The organism is Priestia sp. YIM B13491 (assembly GCF_042787605.1).
GTDB lineage: Bacteria > Bacillota > Bacilli > Bacillales > Bacillaceae_H > Priestia > Priestia megaterium_E.
Genome location: NZ_JBHZOR010000001.1, coordinates 435,043 through 452,258, shown reverse-complemented (window position 1 = coordinate 452,258; position 17,216 = coordinate 435,043). Strand labels below are relative to the sequence as shown.

Here is a 17,216-nt window from a genome sequence, read left to right as displayed (position 1 = left end):
ATACAACTCCTTTTAAAATTGAGCTAATTCTCTCATTGCTTTTTCTACTTTATCTGGATTCACCATAAAATATTTTTCCATTGTTGGTGCATACGGCATAGCTGGAACATCAGGGCCAGCAAGGCGCTGAATTGGCGCATCTAAATCAAATAAGCAGTGTTCAGCAATAATAGCTGCTACTTCGCTCATAATGCTGCCTTCTTTGTTGTCTTCCGTTAAAAGCAGAACCTTACCTGTTTTAGATGCTGCTTCTATAATAGCTTCTTTATCAAGCGGATAGACCGTTCTTAAATCTAAGATGTGTGCTGAAATACCGTCTGCTTCCAGTTTTTCAGCAGCTTGAAGAGCAAAGTGTACACAAAGACCATATGTAATAACCGTGATGTCGTCTCCTTCTCTTTTTACATCTGCTTTGCCGATCGGAAGTACATAATCATCTTCAGGGACTTCTCCTTTAATCAAACGGTACGCACGCTTATGCTCAAAGAAAAGAACTGGATCATCATCACGAATAGCTGCTTTTAATAATCCTTTTACGTCATAAGGCGTAGAAGGCATCACAATCTTTAACCCTGGCGTATTGGCAAACAGTGCTTCAACAGACTGAGAATGATAAAGAGCGCCGTGAACTCCGCCGCCGTAAGGAGCTCGAATTGTAATTGGACAACTCCAATCATTATTAGAACGATAGCGAATTTTTGCTGCTTCTGACACAATTTGATTGACTGCAGGCATAATAAAATCAGCAAATTGCATTTCAGCAATCGGACGCATGCCGTACATTGCCGCTCCGATTCCTACGCCTGCAATAGCAGACTCTGCAAGAGGTGTGTCAATAACTCTTTCTTCCCCAAACTGTTCGTACAGTCCGTTGGTTGCTTTAAATACGCCGCCTTTTTTCCCTACGTCTTCTCCTAATACAAACACGCGGGAATCTCTTTCCATTTCTTCACGAATGGCCATTGTTACTGCATCAATATATGAAATAACCGGCATATGTTCTCCTCCTTACTCACCGTACACGTATTTTAAAGCCGATTCCGCTTCTGCATAAGGAGCGTTTTCAGCATAATCTGTTGCATCATTAACGATGTTCATAATATCATCAAGCATTTGCTTTTCTCGTTCATCGGTTAACACGTTAACCTCTTTTAAATAAGTCGCAAAGTACGCAAGCGGATCGCTCTTTTTAGCTTCAGACAATTCTTCTGCTCCGCGATATGCACGATCATCATCATCACTTGAATGGGCAGTCAAACGCTCTGAAACAGTTTCAATAAGAGTAGGCCCTTCTCCTCTGGATGCACGATCTCTTGCTTCTTTTACCACTCGGTATACTTCAAGGACATCGTTTCCATCAATTGTGTAGCCTGGCATACCATATCCAATCGCACGATCAGATACTTTTGCGCATCCTAGCTGCTTTTCAACCGGAACAGAAATCGCATACTTGTTATTTTCACACATAAAGATAACAGGAAGCTTATGAACACCTGCAAAGTTCGCGCCTTCGTGGAAATCTCCTTGGTTAGAAGATCCTTCTCCAAACGTGACAAACGTTACTAAGTCTTTTTTCTCCAATCGTCCTGCTAAAGCGATTCCTACTGCATGAGGCACCTGTGTTGTAACTGGAGAAGATCCTGTTACAATTCGCTTTTCCTTATGCCCAAAGTGACCTGGCATTTGACGACCTCCTGAGTTTGGATCTTCTGCTTTAGCAAACCCAGAAAGCATTAAATCGCGCGCGGTCATTCCAAATGCTAGTACAACACCCAGATCGCGGTAATAAGGTAATATGTAATCATTCTCTCTGTTTAAGGCAAAAGCTGCGCCAACTTGAGCGGCTTCTTGACCTTGACATGAAATAACAAAAGGCACCTTCCCTGCACGGTTTAATAGCCACATACGCTCATCAATTTTTCTTGCAAGCAGCATAGTGCGGTACATTTCAAGTACTTGTTCATCAGTTAATCCTAATGATTCATGACGGTTTTTTGTCATGTTTAAACCTCCTTTAATCATCAAAAATGAATCGCTTTTCCATCTACAGCTAATGAAGCTTCTCCCATCGCTTCTGAAAGGCTAGGATGAGGATGAATGGTATGAGCAATTTCCCATGGTGTAGCATCCAATACCTTTGCAAGACCCGCTTCAGAAATCATATCCGTCACATGAGGTCCAATCATATGCACACCAAGAACATCATTTGTGTCGGCATCGGCAATAATTTTAACAAATCCCTCTGCCTCTCCATATACAAGAGCTTTTCCAACGGCCTTAAACGGAAACTTTCCAACCTTCAGCTGAAATCCTTGCTGTTTTGCTTCTTGTTCTGTTAATCCTACACTTGCTGCCTCCGGGCTGCTGTATACGCATTTAGAGATTGTTGTATAATCAATCTTCAAAGGCTTGTCACCATGTAAATGCTCCACAGCTACAATTCCTTCGTGAGAAGCTACATGTGCAAGCTGCAGTCCGCCAATCACATCTCCAATTGCGTAGATATGAGATTCTTTCGTTTGATAAAAATCATTCGTGGCAATCACACCGTTTTCTACTACAATATCAGTATTCTCGAGACCAATTCCTTCGACATTCGCTTGACGCCCTACAGATACAAGCAGCTTTTCTGCTTCATATTCTTGCATATCGTCTCCTACTTGAGCGGAAATTTTCACCTGACCATCAATAGACAGTGTATCAGCCATTACTTTAGCAGAAGTAATAATGGTAACTCCTTTTGCTTTTAAAAGCTTCGTCATTTCACGGGAGATATCTTGATCTTCTGTTGGTAAAATTCGATCGCTGTATTCCACAACCGTTACATCAACATCAAAATCTGTGAGCATTGACGCCCACTCAATTCCAATGACGCCGCCTCCCACAATAATAATAGAAGCAGGAAGTGTTTCCATCTTTAATGCTTCATCTGAAGTGATTACTTTCTCTCCGTCAATCGTTAAACCAGGTAATGTTCTAGGACGAGACCCGGTTGCGACAATTACATTCTTTGGAATAAGCATTTCGTTTTCTTCACCGCTTTTTAATTCGACGGAGATGGTTCCTGGCATAGGAGAAAAAATAGAAGGTCCTAAAATACGTCCAATTCCTTCATACACGTCAATTTTACCTTTTTTCATTAGCTGTTTAACACCGTTATGTAACTGTGAAACAATTTCTGACTTTCGTTCTTGTACACGTGCATAGTTCAATAGTACATTGGACGTTTCTACGCCAAATTCACTGCTTTTCTTAGCCGTTTGATAGACTTCTGCACTTCTTAGTAAAGCTTTGCTTGGGATACACCCTGCGTGCAGGCATGTGCCGCCTAACTTATTTTTTTCCACAACCGCTACTGATAGACCTAACTGAGAGGCACGAATAGCTGCTACGTACCCTCCGGTTCCACCGCCGAGAATGACCAAATCATATTCTTTTGCCACACTGCTTCACACCTTTCTGCAAACGCTATTAAGCGCCTTTATATTCCTTCACTTCTTCTTCACCTGTAAGCACTCGGAGAGCCCCTTCAGCTAGCGCTTGAAGCTCATTTTCTCCAGGATAAACAATGACATCTGCAATCCACTTTACATGATTAATAATCAGCTCAACAAACGCTTTTGAATAAGCAATGCCTCCCGTTAAAATAATGGCATCTACTTTTCCATGCAATACCGTACTGGCAGCTCCAATTTCCTTCGAAATTTGATAAGCCATTGCTTCGTAAATAAGCTTAGCTTTTTCGTTTCCATTTTTCACTAGCGTTTCGACTTTCTGCACGTCAGATGTGCCCAAATAACCGACAAGCCCGCCTTTTCCTACAAGCATTTTCATAATCTCATCGCGGTAATACTGACCTGAAAAGCAAAGACGAACTAATTCACCAACCGGTACACCGCCAGCGCGCTCTGGACTAAAAGGACCGTCACCGTGCAGGCCATTGTTCACATCAATTACTTTTCCGCGTTGATGAACTCCGACTGTAATGCCTCCACCCATATGGGTAACAATAACGTTCAGTTGTTCGTATGTGCTATTCATTTCTTTAGCCACTTTTCGAGCAACCGATTTTTGATTCAGCGCGTGAAAGATGCTTTTCCTTTCCATAAAAGGAGTTCCTGAGATACGAGCGATGTCACTTAGCTCATCTACCACCACTGGATCAACAATGTACGCTGGAATATTTAATCCAGACGCAATCTCAAACGCTAAAATCCCGCCTAAATTTGAAGCATGATGGCCGGCATAACCATCTTTTAAATCTTTGAGCATGGCTTCATTTACTTCGTATGTGCCGCCTTCAATCGGGCGTAAAAGCCCTCCTCTTCCACATACTGCACTTAATTTAGATAAATTAATCCCTTCTTCATCAAGTGCCTCTAAAATCGAGTTTTTACGAAACTCATACTGTGCATATATCGTCTCAAACTGATTCATTTGCTGTGAATCGTAGCGGATTGTTCGATCAAAAATTGGTTTATCGTTGTGAAACACGCCAATTTTCGTGGACGTTGAACCCGGATTTATTATCAGCATTCGATATTCGTGCATATCCAACAAATGTCCTCCTACCTTATCATTCTCATAAACGAAGGCTAGGTCGAAAGGATTTCATTTATTCCTTTTGCCTAGCCTTCAGCTCAAACATTAGCGCGTATGACGTCTACTTAAAATATGCTGTCCATTTTGTAAAAATTGACTGCGTGAACGACGCAGCTTTTCAATTCTTTCTTCAGCTAAGCGATCTGCTGCTAGATAGGTTGGAATGCCATCTCGTTTTGAGATTTCAACTACCTTTTCAATATTATCATAAATACCTTCAACTTTTTTCAGCGCACGCTCACGGTTATATCCAACTAGCTCATCAGCTACGTTAATAACGCCTCCTGCATTAATAACATAGTCCGGTGCATATACAATGCCTAATTCATGGATTAAATCACCATGACGCGTTTCTTTTAATTGATTATTAGCTGCCCCTGCAATAACTTTTGCTTTTATTTGAGGGATCGTTTCATCGTTAATCGTTGCTCCGAGTGCACAAGGAGCATAGATATCACATTCTACACCATAAATATCATTCGGGTCTACTGCTTGCGCACCAAATTCTTCTACCGCACGCTGAACAGCTTCTTTATTAATATCCGTTACAATAAGTTTCGCTCCTTCTTCGTGAAGGTGGCGGCATAAATTATATGCTACGTTTCCTACGCCTTGGACAGCTACTACTTTTCCTTCAAGCATATCTGTTCCAAATGCTTCTTTTGCTGCTGCTTTAATTCCTCGGTATACACCGTAGGCTGTGACTGGTGATGGATTGCCTGATGAACCAAAAGCAGGAGATACACCCGTTACATAATCCGTTTCCTCATATACAATATCCATATCCTCTACCGTTGTGCCCACATCTTCTGCTGTAATATATCGACCATTTAATCCTTGAATAAAGCGACCAAATGCACGGAACATCGCTTCATTTTTGTCTTTGCGAGGATCTCCGATAATAACCGTTTTCCCTCCGCCTAAATTCAAGCCTGCTGCTGCATTTTTATAAGTCATTCCGCGTGATAAACGAAGCGCATCTTCAATTGCAGCCTCTTCTGATTCATATGTCCACATTCTCGTACCGCCTAGGGCTGGTCCAATTGTTGTATCGTGAATCGCAATAATGGCTTTTAAGCCTGAATCTTTATCTTGGCAAAATAATAACTGCTCATAATCGTATGTTTCCATATAGTCAAAAATTTTCATTGTTAGTGCCTCCTAAGAATTCTGTTGAGCGACGCTGATAGCAAGCGCCAGTGAGTATAATTTACTTTCTGATGAATCTGCTCTGGATGTTAAGACGACCGGAGCTTTTGCTCCCGCTAGAATAGCTCCAACTTTTGCTTTAGCAAAATAAATGAGGGATTTATATAAGACGTTCCCTGTTTCAATTGCTGGAACGAGTAATATATCTGCTTGACCGGCAACTTCACTTTGAATGCCTTTTTGCTTGGCTGCTTCTATATTAATGGCATTGTCGAGTGCTAAAGGTCCATCAATAACGCAGCCTTTAATTTGTCCTCTGCGGTTCATCTGTGTAAGAAGTGCAGCCTCTACTGTTGCAGGCATCAAAGGGTTCACAACTTCAACCGCTGCAATAGGAGCTACCTTTGGCATCTCGATCCCAATCGAGTGGGCAACGTTCACCGCATTTTGAATGATTTGAACTTTCTCTTCCAGAGACGGCGTAATATTCATAGCTGCATCTGTTACAAGAATCGGACGGTCATAGTGAGGAACGTCAAACACAGCTACATGTGATAAAACATTTCCCGTACGCAAACCATGCTCTTTATTTAACACAGCTTTTAAAATAAGCGATGTGGATAAATTCCCTTTCATTACGATATGAGCTTGACCTTGCTGAACTGAACGCACAGCCAATTGAGCCGCTTCTAAAACGGACTCCGTATGTACGACCGTCACAGCCTTATGAGTGAGTAAGGATGGGCGGTACTGCCTGAATAATTCATTAATTGTCGTTTCATTGCCAAACAAAATAAATTCAGAAACTTCCCTTGACACAGCTTCATACACTGCCTCAATTGTTTCTAAGTCTTCAGCTGCAGCAACAGCAACAGTCAAAGAAGACTGCTTAGCAACCCGAGATAAGATGGTAGCAAGAGTCATGGAATGTTCGACCTCTCCTTTTTCATTCTTTCTTTTGCTCCGTTTTAAAGAGCATACTGCGCGTTTATGCAGTCACCTAAAATACATGCAAGATTTGTGCCATCCACTGCATATATTACATAATATAGCTGCTTATATCGGTTCTTACGCACAAAAAAAATTTTTTATTGATTCTAACACCAAATAGAAAAAAAGAATACCTCTCTATTTATATGCAATAAATTGCACACCATGCATTTTATTGCATGCTGTTATTTGCAAGATTGTATTTTTCCAACTTATAATACAAAGAACGCAGCGAAATATTGAGCTGTTTTGCTGTTTTCGTTCGGTTATATTCGTTTGCAAGCAGCACTTTTTGAATAAGTTCCGCTTCGTAATTTTCCATCATGTGCGCTAAAGTCTTCCCTTCGAATACTACCTCTTCATTCACCTGATTTTTTTCTTTTTTGCCCTTACCTTCAAGTGAAGGGAGATGAACAGAATCAATCATTGTTTCTGTATAGTGCATATAAATAATCGCTCTGCCTAATATGTTTTCAAGCTCTCTGACGTTTCCTGGCCAGTCGTATGATCTTAATGACTGTAAAGCCCGCTCTGTTACTCCTTCAACATGCCGGCCGTAATCTTGATTAATTTTTGTAATTAAGTGTGTAACAAGCGCACCAATATCCTCTTTTCTCTTCCGAAGAGGAGGTATGTGAATCGGAATTTTGTTTAGCCGATAATACAAGTCCTGTCTGATGCTTCCATCAGCCATTCCTTTTTCTAAATTCACATTCGTAGCTGCAATAACGCGAACATTCACCGGAATAGGAGTCGTTCCTCCAACGCGAATAAGCTCTTTTTCTTGAAGCACCCGAAGCAGCTTAGCCTGCATATGAGCTGAGAGCTCCCCGATTTCATCTAAAAAGATGCTACCGTTATTGGCTTCTTCAAAAACGCCGCGTTTCCCGCCTCTTTTTGCCCCGGAAAAAGCTCCTTCTTCGTACCCAAAAAGTTCGCTTTCAAGCAAAGACTCAGAAAGCGCAGCACAGTTAATCCGGACAAATTTATTAAATTTTCGGCTGCTCGCATTATGAATCGCATGTGCAAACAACTCTTTACCCGTCCCAGATTCACCTCTAAGCAAAACAGTAGCTGGTGTTTTAGCAGCAAGTCTAGCCTGCTCAATTGCTAACTGAAACTCTTCAGATTGCCCAATGATATCAGCAAATGAATATTTTGCTTCAAGCGTTCGGATAATTTGACGCGCTCTTTTGAGTTCATTTGTAAGCTCTTGAATTTCAGACATATCATGAATAACGCCAACGCTGCCTTTTAATTTCCCGTCGACAATAACGGGTGCAACATTGACAACCACGTCTCTTTTACTCGGACCTAGCCTCATTCTTACACCTCGAACAGGACGCCTTGTTTGCAGCACCTTCATGTGCATACTGTCTCCTTCAGAGATATCAGCAGTCGCGGGCTGACCAATAATATCCGTCTTTTTTAAACCCGTAATTCTCGTATAAGCAGGATTAATTAAAATCCCTCTTCCTTCTTCATCGACAACCGAAATAGCTTCTTCAGAAGATTGAATAATAGCTTGAAGCATAGTTTGTACTTCTTTTAAGTTCGTAACTTCTTCTGCCAATCCGACAACGTCCGTAATATCTTTAAAAATGGAAAAGGCCCCAAACAGCTCTCCATTCTCGTCGAGTATTGGTATTCTAGTCGTAATTACCTTGCGTCCGCTATCTAACACAAATTCACTATTTTGATCAATCGTTTTTGTATGAAGAACATCAACAAGTTTACTATTTGGAATGACTTCATGAAGATGCTTGCCAATTACATCTCTGTGTGAAAAGTTCGTCAAGCGCTCGGCACTTTGATTAAATAGCGTAATATATCCATTCCTATCAATCACGACCATCGCATCATGAGCTGCGTTAAAAATAAGATCATATTTATACGATTCTTGCTTTAACCTCTGAATTAACTCTTCTTTTTCCTCCATCAGATTTGCCATAATTTCAGCAACCAATCCCGGCACTACCAGTGCATCAGCGGGTTTGCTTCTTTGCAATTGTTGAAAGACGCCTTGTTTACCTGTTGTTTCAACAATGACATCGAGCTGCTTTGTCATATAAGGCTCCCAATTCATTCCGGTTGAAATATCTTGTTCTTGCGCATGCAAAACAGCCGGCGCGTTAGCTCGTACGTCTACTACACCAATCACTTTCATAAATTCTGTTTCCAACAAGATTTTCAGAAGAGCTAATCCGCCTTTTCCTCCTCCAACGATCAACACATTTTGCATATTTTTTCACCTTTTCTACTTAATATGTACATATCCCGTGCAAAATATTGCATATACCTATCATATAAAAAAAGAAACGCTCTTGACAATTTATTTAGTTCTTTTATGATTCAAGTATAACGGTTTCGAAATGTAAACGCATTCATTTTAAAAAAGAGAAGCGAAAGGAGCATTTATGGTTCGAATTATCGCACTGCTAATCTTACTTATTCCCGGTATACTCGCTGGCTATGGCATTAAACTTATGAGAGATATGATTTTTGGCATCCTGCAATCCCCGTTCCCTTCTTTATTTTTGCAATTTTCAGTCGGGCTTCTATTATTTTTAATCGGCCTTGGATTTGTTGCCGGCTTTATTCTGCACAGAGACCGCAAGCGAAACAAAGTTCAAAACAGATTTCAAAAAGATAAAAAAACATCGCATTAATGCGATGTTTTTTTACGAAAAGCGTCCTCCAAATTGCTTCACCATTTTTTCTGGATAATCGGTAATAACGGATTCACATCCATATTTTCGAAGCTGCTCAGCTACTTTTACATCATTTACTGTGTAAGGTCGCACTGGAATTTGACAATCTTTTGAAGCCGCTACATTTACTTCATTAACGGTACGCTGATTAGGGTGAAGAGCTTTTGCGCCAAGATGCTGCGCATATACCCAAGGCTCATACATCGGATAAGAATATAAAATAGCTGTTTCAATCGTAGAATCCAAAGAACCAATTCGGGCTAAGCTGTTATGATTAAAAGATGAAATCATCGTTCGATCCTTCATCTTGTATAAATAAATTAAATCCAAGACTTTCATTTCTAAGTATGGATAGTCAAATATATTGTTTTTCAACTCAATGTTTACGCTAATTCCTTCACTTGAAGCCCACTCCATTACTTCATTTAACGTGGGGATTTTACATACTCCATACTTTTTTTTGAACTTATAGCTCGCATCTAATTTTTTTAAATCTTGATACGTAAAATCTTTTACATACCCTTTTCCATTCGTCGTTCGATCTACTTTTTCATCATGAATTACAGCAAGTTCTCCATCCTTTGTCATATGCACATCAAGTTCAATTCCGTGTGCTCCGACTCTCGCTGCTTCTTTGAAGGAAATCATCGTATTTTCAGGAAACGTTCCAGCTGCGCCGCGATGACCTATTACAAACATACTTGCTCAACTCCTCTATTATCACTTATTATTAACTTTAGCATTACTTAATAGTGAAAGCACGAATTTACTGTTTATACTTTTTTTACTTTCATTACTTTATATGCAAAAGGAGGTTGTTGTGTATGAGACCACTGCAAATTTCACCGGATACAGCCGTAAAATTAGCGGAACAATTAAATATCCCCCTAGAGCAATTAATGCATATGCCTCAGCATATTTTGCTGCAGAAACTTGCTGAATTAAATGCGAGCGAAGATAAAAAAGGATCTGAATAACAGATCCTTTTTTCTTTTGAATTTTCATTTCCAAAAATAGTATTACCTTCTCATTTCATTCCCTATAACATATATTAGAATATTTAATAATATAAATGTATTTTTAAAAATGCTTTTAAATAAGTAATTTAATACTTTTTTGTGTATATTTAATTATTTTTTGATTTTTCCATATAATTTCATTGACGAAATTATTGTTTTTCTACTAAAATAAAAAGACATTATATTTATTCCAGTACTTATATTCTGATTTTTTGATCAATTCAAACAAAAGAATTAAATAGTATGAGAAAAATTTAGGGGGACTTCATTATGCAAGCAGCTGTACAACACGAAAATCAGCAGCCAAATGGGTCTAGGAAAAAACACCCTCCTGGACTGTACTTATTATTCGCTACTGAGGCATGGGAAAGATTTAGTTATTATGGAATGAGAGCCATTCTGGTTCTTTATTTAACTGCTACCGCTGCTCAAGGTGGACTAGGGGTAGATAAAGCAACTGCACTGAGCTTATATGGAACATTCACTAGTGCTGTTTACATTACGCCGATGATTGGCGGATATTTAACAGACCGCTTCCTCGGAAGAAGGCTAGCCATCACTATCGGTGGTGTGATTATGGCACTCGGGAATTTTTCCATCTTCATTCATCAAAGTGTAGCCGCTTTGTATATCGGACTTGCTTTATTAATTATCGGAAACGGATTTTTCAAACCAAATATCTCCACATTGGTCGGAGATCTTTATGAAGAAAATGATCCTCGCCGTGACGGTGCTTTTACCATTTTTTATATGGGTATTAACTTTGGTGCATTTTTCGCACCATTAGTTGTTGGATTAATGAGTTACAAATACGGATTTTTAACAGCAGCTATCGGAATGGTTGTTGGACAAATTTTATTTAACCTACTGGCTAATCGCTACTTAGGTGATATCGGGAAAGAGCCTACAGGAAAAGTTCACGCAGCGGCATCTCAAACATCAACTGCTCCGCTGTCAGCACGAGAAAAGAAAAGAACGGTTGCTATCGTTATTCTAGCCTTCGTTGTTATTGCTTTCTGGACAGCTTTTGAACAGGCCGGAAGTTCTTTAACGCTATATGCTCAAGATCAAATTAATCGTCAAATAGGTAGTTTCACGGTTCCAACAGAGTGGTTCCAATCATTGAATCCGCTGTTTATCATGATTTTAGCACCAATTATGTCACTAGTTTGGTACAAGCTCGGAAATTCAAAACGCGGTGATTTCAAAACGCCAACAAAAATGGGTATGGGACTTGTGACAGTGGGATTAGGATTCTTAATTTTAATTCCAGCCGTTATGTATACTGGTAATGACCCAGCTTTAAAAGTAAATATCCTGTTCATGATTTTCACTTACTTCCTGCACACGCTAGCTGAGCTTATGATTTCGCCAGTAGGGCTGTCTATGGTAAGTAGACTGGCTCCATTAAAGCTTGCTTCTCTTTTAATGGGCGTATGGATGGCAAGCTCTGCTGTTGCTAATAAGCTAGCGGGTGTTCTTGCATCTTATACACAGTCTTTAGGTTATTTCGATATCTTCAGCTTAATCGGAGCTGTAACAATTGTACTTGGAATTATTGTTCTGTTCCTTTCAAAACCGATTGCTAAATTAATGGATTAAAAAAAGCAGCCTTTTCTGAAGGCTGCTTTTTTATAATTTACTTATCTATATCCCATTTAAAATATGGACATGAATTTTTCAATGCATCTTCTAAATCTTCTTTCAAACACAAAACCCTCATAACAATTAAATAAATTATTTCAATAAAATACTCCACAATGGATATGAAGAAAAACAAGATGCACGTTCCATTAACCTCAATATTTTCACCTCTTAAAACAAAATAAAAAGACCAATGAATGAGTAAAATTCATTGGCCCTGCAGTAAAAAGTTTATTGGTTTTTAGTTTACTATCTAGTGTAAATTCCAAAGATTTATCGGCATGTACTCTGTATTACAAAAGGTATCAGCTCACTCAAAACCCCGTAATTCCAGCAGTCCTATCCCTTTCAACTCGCTTTATGTTCAAGGCGTAATTTATCCGCAACCATAGCGATAAATTCACTGTTTGTCGGCTTCGCTTTTGACATGCTGACAGTATACCCGAATAATGACGAAATGGAATCAATGTTTCCTCGGCTCCATGCTACTTCAATGGCATGACGAATGGCACGCTCAACGCGGCTTGCCGTTGTATTATATTTTTTTGCAATATCAGGATACAGTACTTTTGTAATCGACCCAAGCAGCTCAATATCCTTATATACCATTGAAATGGCTTCTCTCAAATACAAATAGCCTTTGATATGAGCAGGTACACCAATTTCGTGAATGATGCTCGTAATGCTTGCATCTAAATTTGCTGGTTTGCTGTCGCGATGTGAACGCATGGAAGAAGATGAACGTTGCATAAATGAAGATGTTTGTCCGCTAACTTGACGAATATGATTCACTAAGTTTTCCATATCAAACGGCTTTAGAATAAAATAAGCAGCTCCTAAATCAACCGCTTTTTTCGTTACGTCTTCTTGCCCAAATGCTGTTAGCATAATGACATTTGGATAATTTTCTTTTTTCATTTCTTTTAACTGACCTAAAACTGCTAATCCATCTAGATGCGGCATAATAATGTCTAATACAAGAACATCCGGATCTTTATCTTTTAAAATGGATAAACACTCTTGTCCATTGTAAGCTACTCCGATTACTTCCATGTCTTCTTGCTCTGAAATATAATCTTCAAGCAAACCAATTAGTTCCCGATTATCATCAACCAAGCATACTTTAATTTTTTTCAATGCAGCTTCCTCCTCAGTCCTTTATGTTATACGTCGTTTCCTACGTGTCTCTATTCTTTATTCTAAAGGACAAATTCGACAATGCAACATTATTTCCTTTATTTTTTTAGAAAAAAGTCTTTTAAATGGAATTTATTCGATTTTCTCTTATTTTCTTTGTTTTTCGACGTTTTTCTCGTACATTTACGACAATAATTTTTATCAAAAAAAGCGAACTAATGACAACATTAGCTCGCTTTTTTTCGATTATTTTTATAAATATCAATTCCTGCTTCGTTAAGCATCCATTCAATATGGACACCATAACCCGAGGTAGGATCATTTACAAAAACGTGGGTAACCGCTCCAACGACTTTACCGTTTTGAATAATCGGGCTCCCGCTCATTCCTTGAACAATTCCACCTGTTTTCTTTAACAATTTAGGATCTGTAATTTTAATAACCATTCCTTTAGTAGCCGGAAACTTTTGAGGTATAGTACTCATAATTTCAATATCAAATTCTTCCACTTGATCATCATCTACTACCGTTAGAATTTTAGCCGGTCCTTCTTTTACTTGATGAGATAGGGCAATTGGCATTGCTTTATCCATTATTCCGTTTTCCATCGTTGAAGACAATTTTCCAAAAATACCAAAAGGACTATTTCGTGTAATATTTCCAATGATTTGTCTATCTTCAGAAAACCTTGCTAGCTTTTCACCCGGAACGCCGTTAGAACCTTTCTCAATTGATGTAACGGTCGAACGGACAATTTGTCCATCTTCTACTACGATTGGCTTTTTTGTATCCATATCCGAAATAACGTGGCCTAAAGCGCCATATTTTTTAGATTTTGGATCATAAAAAGTCATTGTGCCAATTCCTGCAGCTGAATCACGGATGTATAAACCGATTCTGTACGCATAATCTTGCTTATCTTTTAACGGATACAGCTTAGTATCAAACTGCTTTTTTTCTCTTAAAATATGCAGATTTAATGGTTCACCCGTTTTTCCTGCCTGCTGAATAAACGGTGTAATATCACTCATTTTTTCAATGGTTTTACCATTAATCTTCGTAATCATATCTCCAACTTGAATACCCGCAATTTCGCCAGGAGATCTTTTACCTTTTGCTGTATCTACCTGATGATAGCCTACAACAAGAACACCTTTTGAATTTAATTTCACACCGATTGATTGTCCACCTGGAATGACTTTAAAATCAGATAATACCTGCACATCTACACGCTTTACAGGAATACCGGCCAAATGAAGCATCAACTCTTCTTTGCCTACCTGTTTGCCTGCTACGGTCAGCTTCGCCTTGTTACTTGTTACATCGTAAACAGGTGATGAAGCTTCTACGCTAAGCGGTAATGTCGTATTAATTTTTTCTTTTTGCTGTTCAAATAAGACGATTTGTTTTGGAATGTGTATATATTGTTGCACAACTGGAATAAATCCTACAAAAATGAACGAAACAAGGAGAATCGCACCAATTATATGTCTGTATCGATTTTGCATGTTTTCACTCTCCTCGCTTCCTCGCCTAAATGGCTACACATTTAATTTAGCCTTCTTAGAGCGCATTTATAACAGAAGTTCAGAGAAAAATGAAAAGAAGTGCAAGGAAACATTTTCAGTTCCTCCATTTTGTATAAAAAAACACCTTTAACACATACTGTTACGTGTTAAAAGGTGTTTTTTTAAATGGTGTGCTTCATCTTATCCGCTAAATCTAAAAGCTCTTTGGCATGTTCCTTTGTTAAGCTTGTAATTTCAGCTCCTGCAATCATTCGACCAATTTCTTTTACTTTTTCGTCAACAGTTAATGGAAGAACAGACGTCGTTGTACGATCGCCTTTTATCTCTTTAGCAATAAAGAGATGAGTATCTGCCATTGCTGCTACCTGAGGCAGATGAGATATACAGAGAACTTGTGAATCAACAGAAATAGCATGTATTTTTTCACCGATCGATTGAGCTACTCTTCCACTTACGCCTGTATCAACTTCATCAAAGATAATGGACGTCACGCCTTGATGCTTAGAGAAGATGCTTTTTAACGCCAGCATAATTCTTGACAGTTCTCCTCCTGATGCTACTTTTGCAAGAGGCTTTAACGGTTCACCAGGATTGGTAGAAATATAAAATTCTACGTTGTCAATGCCGTCTTTGGTGAATTTTATTCTTTCTCCATTTACTTCAACATCATTTTTACCTGCATTTACAACAGAGAATTTAATTTGAAATACGGTCTTAGCCATATACAGTTCTTGAAGCTCATGATGGATGCTGTCCGTTAACTCTTGAGCAAGTTTTTTTCGAATAGCTGAAACGTTATTAGCTTCTACTAATAAATCCTGTGCTACACTGTTTAACTCTTCTTTGATCTTGCTCACATGCGTATCTCGATTTTCAATACGATCAATTTCATCTTCAATTTGCGCTGCATATTCTAGAATTTCATCTACACTTTGACCATATTTACGCTTTAAGTGATTAATTTCATTTAAACGCGCTTCAATAAAATCTAAGCGTTTGGGATCAAATTCTAATAAATCAAGCTGCTGACGAATTTTATAAGATGCGTCTTCTAGCTGGTAGAAGCTCGATGAAATGATCTCAGAAATTTCGGCATAGTTTTTTTCCAGTGACGAAATATCCTCCGTATGATTCATGGCTACACCTACCCAATCTAAACCTTGGTGTTCACCGTGCAGCGCATTGTACGCATCGTTTAGCGACGTATAGATCTTTTCAAAGTTAGAAATCTTCAAACGCTCTTCATTTAGTTCCTCGTCTTCGTTCAGCTGCAAATTTGCCGCTTTGATTTCATCTAATTGAAATTGAATAAGATCGAGGCGATGTGCCATCTGCTGTTCATTTTCAGTTAATTGATCGAGCTGTTTTTTTAGCGATGTATACCTAGAAAATACCTCTCGATACTCCGTCAAAGCCTCTTCTACTTTTTCTCCTCCATATTGATCAAGAAGAGTTAAGTGACGATCTTGATTCATTAAATCTTGGTGCTCGTGCTGTCCATGTATATCAATTAACGTCTGTCCGACTTCACGCAGGATAGCTAACGTTACGAGCTTACCGTTGATCCGGCAAATACTTTTCCCATTTGTGGTAATGTCTCGGCGAAGCACAATCATTCCATCTTCCACTTCTAAACCGACTTGTTTAGCTTTTTCATGACTTGGATGCTGTTCTTCATCAAATAAGAAAAGTCCTTCAATTTCGGCTCTGTCTGTTCCGTGGCGGACAAACTCCGAAGAGCCTCTTCCACCTACTAACAATGAAATGGCATCAATAATAATCGATTTCCCCGCTCCTGTTTCGCCTGTTAATACCGTTAAGCCTTTTTCAAATGAAACAGAAAGTTCATCAATAATCGCAAAGTTTTTAATGGATAATTCAGCTAACAACCTGCTTCACTCACCTTTATAACATTTCTAAGAATCGGTCTGATATAATTTGCGTATCTTCAGGAGTACGGCAAATAATCAAACATGTATCGTCTCCACAAATTGTTCCTAATATTTCATCCCAGTCCAAATGATCAATTAATGCGCCAATCGCATTTGCATTTCCCGGTAATGTTTTCATCACCAACATATGCCCAGCTGAATCAATTTTTACAAATGCGTCCATAAGAGAGCGCTTTAACTTTTGTAAGGGATTAAAACGCTGATCTGCAGGCAAGCTGTATTTGTATCGACCGTCCATCAAAGGCACTTTGACTAAGTGCAATTCTTTAATATCACGAGAGATTGTTGCCTGTGTTACATTAAAACCTTGGTTTTTTAAAATATCTACCAATTCATCCTGTGTTTCAATATCATTATTCGTGATAATATCACGAATTTTAATATGTCTTTGCCCTTTATTCATGTTGGCACCTCACATTAATATGTAATCTTCTTTTTGATTTGTTGTTTATAAGTCTTTCACTAATTAAGTATCATAATGTG

Annotated in this window: 15 protein-coding genes; 3 read left to right on the top strand and 12 right to left on the bottom strand. The window is 38.8% G+C overall.

The window, feature by feature from the left end; all coding sequences use genetic code 11:
* Positions 1–12 precede the first annotated feature (12 nt).
* The 7 genes from ACFX4E_RS02315 to ACFX4E_RS02285 all read right to left on the bottom strand — a co-directional run bounded on the left by ACFX4E_RS02315 (position 13) and on the right by ACFX4E_RS02285 (position 8,983).
* A complete protein-coding gene (locus tag ACFX4E_RS02315; protein WP_013084975.1) occupies positions 13–996 on the bottom strand; it encodes an alpha-ketoacid dehydrogenase subunit beta in 984 nt (327 codons plus the stop codon).
* 12 nt (positions 997–1,008) lie between these two features.
* Entirely contained in the window at positions 1,009–2,001 is a 993-nt protein-coding gene (locus tag ACFX4E_RS02310) for a thiamine pyrophosphate-dependent dehydrogenase E1 component subunit alpha (protein ID WP_013084976.1), read from the bottom strand.
* A gap of 20 nt (positions 2,002–2,021) precedes the next feature.
* The gene (lpdA, locus tag ACFX4E_RS02305; protein ID WP_028410669.1) at positions 2,022–3,443 is read right to left on the bottom strand and encodes a dihydrolipoyl dehydrogenase; all 1,422 of its coding nucleotides are present in this window, start codon (positions 3,441–3,443) and stop codon (positions 2,022–2,024) included.
* 28 nt (positions 3,444–3,471) lie between these two features.
* On the bottom strand, positions 3,472–4,551 hold the full coding sequence (gene buk, locus ACFX4E_RS02300) for a butyrate kinase (protein WP_377237931.1): 1,080 nt from the start codon (positions 4,549–4,551) through the stop codon (positions 3,472–3,474).
* Positions 4,552–4,647: 96 nt separating this feature from the next.
* The gene (gene bcd, locus ACFX4E_RS02295) at positions 4,648–5,751 is read right to left on the bottom strand and encodes a branched-chain amino acid dehydrogenase (protein ID WP_013059125.1); all 1,104 of its coding nucleotides are present in this window, start codon (positions 5,749–5,751) and stop codon (positions 4,648–4,650) included.
* 12 nt (positions 5,752–5,763) lie between these two features.
* A complete protein-coding gene (yqiS, locus tag ACFX4E_RS02290) occupies positions 5,764–6,675 on the bottom strand; it encodes a phosphate butyryltransferase (protein ID WP_028410667.1) in 912 nt (303 codons plus the stop codon).
* A 238-nt stretch (positions 6,676–6,913) separates the two neighbouring features.
* Positions 6,914–8,983 (bottom strand): sigma-54 interaction domain-containing protein, encoded by a 2,070-nt coding sequence (locus ACFX4E_RS02285; RefSeq protein ID WP_028410666.1) that lies wholly within the window; start codon positions 8,981–8,983, stop codon positions 6,914–6,916.
* Between the two features lie 175 nt (positions 8,984–9,158).
* Between ACFX4E_RS02285 and ACFX4E_RS02280 the strand changes: the two genes are divergently transcribed.
* Complete coding sequence (locus ACFX4E_RS02280) at positions 9,159–9,410, top strand: DUF2627 domain-containing protein (RefSeq protein ID WP_013059128.1); 252 nt, start codon at positions 9,159–9,161, stop codon at positions 9,408–9,410.
* Between the two features lie 12 nt (positions 9,411–9,422).
* Here ACFX4E_RS02280 and ACFX4E_RS02275 read toward each other — a convergent pair whose 3' ends face one another.
* Positions 9,423–10,151, bottom strand: coding sequence for a glycerophosphodiester phosphodiesterase (locus ACFX4E_RS02275; RefSeq protein WP_028410665.1), 729 nt, complete (start codon positions 10,149–10,151; stop codon positions 9,423–9,425).
* A 125-nt stretch (positions 10,152–10,276) separates the two neighbouring features.
* Here ACFX4E_RS02275 and ACFX4E_RS02270 point away from each other — a divergent pair, with 125 nt between their 5' ends.
* A complete protein-coding gene (locus ACFX4E_RS02270) occupies positions 10,277–10,429 on the top strand; it encodes a YycC family protein (protein WP_013059130.1) in 153 nt (50 codons plus the stop codon).
* 312 nt (positions 10,430–10,741) lie between these two features.
* A complete protein-coding gene (locus ACFX4E_RS02265; RefSeq protein WP_013084983.1) occupies positions 10,742–12,073 on the top strand; it encodes a peptide MFS transporter in 1,332 nt (443 codons plus the stop codon).
* Positions 12,074–12,463: 390 nt separating this feature from the next.
* Here ACFX4E_RS02265 and spo0A read toward each other — a convergent pair whose 3' ends face one another.
* The 4 genes from spo0A to ahrC form a co-directional block, all read right to left on the bottom strand.
* A complete protein-coding gene (gene spo0A, locus ACFX4E_RS02260; protein ID WP_013084985.1) occupies positions 12,464–13,252 on the bottom strand; it encodes a sporulation transcription factor Spo0A in 789 nt (262 codons plus the stop codon).
* A 227-nt stretch (positions 13,253–13,479) separates the two neighbouring features.
* Complete coding sequence (spoIVB, locus tag ACFX4E_RS02255) at positions 13,480–14,760, bottom strand: SpoIVB peptidase (protein ID WP_016765539.1); 1,281 nt, start codon at positions 14,758–14,760, stop codon at positions 13,480–13,482.
* 182 nt (positions 14,761–14,942) lie between these two features.
* Entirely contained in the window at positions 14,943–16,670 is a 1,728-nt protein-coding gene (gene recN / locus ACFX4E_RS02250; RefSeq protein ID WP_028410663.1) for a DNA repair protein RecN, read from the bottom strand.
* 16 nt (positions 16,671–16,686) lie between these two features.
* The gene (gene ahrC / locus ACFX4E_RS02245) at positions 16,687–17,136 is read right to left on the bottom strand and encodes a transcriptional regulator AhrC/ArgR (protein ID WP_013059136.1); all 450 of its coding nucleotides are present in this window, start codon (positions 17,134–17,136) and stop codon (positions 16,687–16,689) included.
* Positions 17,137–17,216 lie beyond the last annotated feature (80 nt).